The 3,642-nt window shown below is 33.7% G+C and carries 3 protein-coding genes and 1 pseudogene; 2 read left to right on the top strand and 2 right to left on the bottom strand.

Translation table 11 applies throughout. The features are described from left to right. Both ACSHWW_RS14295 and ACSHWW_RS14300 read right to left on the bottom strand, forming a co-directional pair. Positions 1–1,988 (bottom strand): annotated as a pseudogene (locus ACSHWW_RS14295) (hypothetical protein); the annotation flags it as partial. Positions 1,989–1,998: 10 nt separating this feature from the next. Continuing rightward, positions 1,999–2,679 carry a Crp/Fnr family transcriptional regulator gene (locus tag ACSHWW_RS14300; RefSeq protein ID WP_435683147.1) on the bottom strand — a complete coding sequence of 227 codons (681 nt, stop codon included), beginning with the start codon at positions 2,677–2,679 and terminating at the stop codon, positions 1,999–2,001. Between the two features lie 329 nt (positions 2,680–3,008). Between ACSHWW_RS14300 and ACSHWW_RS14305 the strand changes: the two genes are divergently transcribed. Both ACSHWW_RS14305 and ACSHWW_RS14310 read left to right on the top strand, forming a co-directional pair. Beyond that, complete coding sequence (locus tag ACSHWW_RS14305) at positions 3,009–3,485, top strand: nucleoside deaminase (protein ID WP_435683148.1); 477 nt, start codon at positions 3,009–3,011, stop codon at positions 3,483–3,485. A gap of 80 nt (positions 3,486–3,565) precedes the next feature. Then, positions 3,566–3,642, top strand: a 77-nt coding sequence (locus ACSHWW_RS14310) for a maltose acetyltransferase domain-containing protein (RefSeq protein WP_435683149.1), incomplete at its 3' end; no start/stop codon positions are given.

The raw sequence follows: 3,642 nt of genomic DNA on the forward strand, positions 1-3,642 counted from the left end.
TTTATTTCTTCGGGAATTGCTTCAAAAGCATTTTCAATATCAGCATCTGATAGTTCTTTTTGAATATGATCAGTTTGTTTCTCCCATTCTTCCCATCCAGAGGCATGAATAAAAGTTAAGTCTAAATGATACGGAGACGATGCAAACCATTTTACACTTCTAAGATCTTCATCATAAGTTTGCATTTTACGCAACCCCGGTATTACTCTAGTTAGAAAACTAATTAAAGTACCGTCGTATTTTGAAAATGCTTGATCCCTGTCTCTAGGTATTGGACTACAATACTCCGTTCCGTCCTCATTTTTATAGAGTGCCCAACGCCATTGGTCTTCATGCCTGTCCCAATCTCCTAAAAGCATATCAAATATTCTTGCACGGATATAAGAAGGTTCATCTACTACCGATTTACCCGATCTGTTTATTTCCTGTAAAACATCAGCAGTACTTAATATTTTTAATGGCTTCCCAAAACTCTCTGCTTCTATTTGTGTGTCGCCCACATGCTCTTCAATCATGTATAACTCATCACCAAACTCGTCATTATAAACACCTAAGGTTTCTTGTTTAGGAATGTAATATAAAATAGGATTGGTATGATTGACACTAACCGCATCAGACAACTCACCTATAACGAAAGGAGTATATGGGTTTGAAGTCGTATAAAAATCGGCTAAAAATTTATCGACGGTTGTACCGTCTAAAACATCGCCAATATAAGTTTCCTGAAAAGCATTCGCTTGTAAGAACTTTATGGTACTCTTTTTTAAAGCGCGCATAACATACTGCTTACCCCCTTTATCTTCTAATCTAAGTGATTTTGATTGTTGCCCTCCTCCTCGTTTCAAAGGAGTTAAACCTCCCATTAATGTGTCTAAGAAAACAACTGGCGCATCAACTTCTTTACCATAGAAATTACGATAATGTTCACCCCAAAGCGCTTTATAGAATCCACTTTTTGTAGCAGCTTCTTTTGTATAAATAGCCGCTGATTTAGTTGTTCCTAGATTTTTATCGAAGTTGTACACTTCTAAATCTTCAGTTTCGCTCTTTAGAACCGTCGTCTTAAAAACCTCATTAAAAGTGCCGTTTTCTAAAGCATAATATTTTGCTAATACACTACCGTTAATAGTAATATCTAAACGTACATAACCTTTTTTGGCAATAGAAAAATCATCTTGTTCGCCATTTTTTACAGCTTTAAGTTTACCAGCTGCTCCGCTTATAATTTGAGGTACATTACCTTTTATATATTGTAAGTTTTCACTTTGACCTGACAAAAAGATAACGTTATCTGCCCCTACGGCAATTGTCTTTAATCTGTTTCTAAGGGTTCGGTATTGCATATTTTGAAATTCTTGTGTAGAGAATCCGCCAATATTACTAAGAAAACCTTGTTTACTATATGTTTTTGTTGGGTGATGTATCGCAACAAAAACGATTTTGCCTTGTGCTTTTTTTATGCGATTTTCAAATTCCAAAAAGAATAAAGTTCTATTCTGAATTTCAGATTCTTCATTGATATAAATGTGATCGTCCCAGTTTTCTAAGAACCATTGAGAATCTACCGTTATCAATTCTACGTTTTCTCCCAAATCTTGATGCTTAATAGGTTCCGCATCATCAGGAGAAAATTTGGCTTTGCTATTTTTCTGAATATACTTTTCAATATCAGAAACACTTTTATACCCATTTACCCATTCTTTATTACCAGGAATAAAAATGACATCATTTCCTAAATTTGATAATATAGACAACTGCTTATCCAATGATTTTTCTATTTCAGTTTTAGGTGCAGCGTTACCTAATATTAATACGGTAGGCTTATTTACTAATTGCGATTTTTTTGAAATCTCAGAGAGCACTTCAGTATCAGAAACATCCCATGTGTTGGCTGTAACATAAATGGACAGCTCTATTTCTTGAGAAGAAACAGTACTCGTAACTAATGCTAAAAGGAAGATTAGGAGAAAATGGGTGAACTTTTTCATTATAGTTGCTTTACTTAGTGGTTGTACTTAAAGTGGTTTGTGAATATGATATAAATTTTGAATCATAATCAATGACGTTGTCTTTACGCATTGTACTTAATACGTTATTGACCGTCTGTCTAGAAGTGTTTGTTAAGTTGGCAATATCTTTGTGAGAAAGAAGATTCTTTGCTATTACCCTTTCCTTATCACTTTCACCGAACTCTTCTATGTAGGCTTTAATAAATTCAGAGATTCTTGTCTTACTGTCTTTGTATAACAGGTCTTGAAGTCTTGTCTCTAATTTTCTAATGCGTAGACCATATATTTTTAACAAGCCATTTTTTAAAGATTTATGTTCTTCCATCAAATCTTCCATCATATCAGATTCGATATAACAAATTACTACGTCCTCTAGAGCTATAGCAACCTCTTTAGATGAGCTATCTTTATCATAAATGGATAGTTCTCCAAAAATATTTCCCTTCTTAACGACATACTTTACAATGTCGCTATCAGAGTCCATAATCTTAACAGATCCATTTTTCAAAAAGAAAATGCATTTTCTATCTCGTGCTCCTATTTCAATGACACTGCCTTTATCTACATGATCCATTTCTAAAAAATCACATAGTTTCATCATAGAAGGCATCCCTAACTTTTTAAAAAGGCTAAATCCTTCTAAGAACCAATATTTAGTTATTGCTTTCAAAATATAATTTTAACAAAACCAATATTACTAATTATCAATAGTATGCAGAAGCTTTAAATTTAACAGAGTTACTTCATACGACAGTTGAATAGATTTTATGGAGCTGCGAATGCAAAAAATATTACCTAATCAATAATGCGCCTAAATCTTTTTAAAATTGGTCGGTTTTAACATTCAGTCGTATTATTATCCTAATCTTTCATAATTATTTTAACATTCCCCTAAAAAATATCTTTCATGTTCAAAAAACACTAGCCCTAAAATTGTATATAAATGACGTAATTTGCACCCCCATTTACTCAATAATATATTATTAGAATTATAGAAATATGACGAAAGATCACGAGTTTTTTATGAGAAGAGCCATTGAAATGGCAGCAAAAGGAATGAACTCTAATGCAGGTGGCCCTTTTGGTGCTGTAGTTGTAAAAGACGGAGAAATTATTGCCGAAGGTCATAATAAAGTAACCTCTACAAATGATCCTACTGCACACGCAGAAATGGTTGTTATACGAGATGCCTGTAAAAAATTAAGTACTTTTCAACTTACAGATTGCATTATTTACACCTCTTGCGAACCTTGCCCTATGTGTTTTGGCGCCATTTATTGGGCTAGACCAAAAGCAGTTTATTATGGTTGTGATAAAGCAGATGCAAAAGCGATAGATTTTGATGACCAGTTTATTTATGACGAATTGGAAGTGGACATGCAAGACAGACAAATTCACTTTAAACAAATGTTACAAGAAGAAGCTGTTGAAGTTTTTAATAACTGGGCATCAAAACATGATAAGACCAAGTATTAGAGTAGCTACCAAAAACAGACAATACATTTTAAGGGGTGATTTCCAGTTGAAACCAGATGACTATGACCGAAAAAGAGAAGATGATCAATGGCGAAGTTTATGATTCTCGTGACGCGGAACTCCTTAAAATGTACCATAGGGCCCGTAAAATATTACA

It is taken from the genome of Nonlabens sp., from assembly GCF_051251825.1.
Taxonomy (GTDB): Bacteria; Bacteroidota; Bacteroidia; order Flavobacteriales; family Flavobacteriaceae; genus Nonlabens.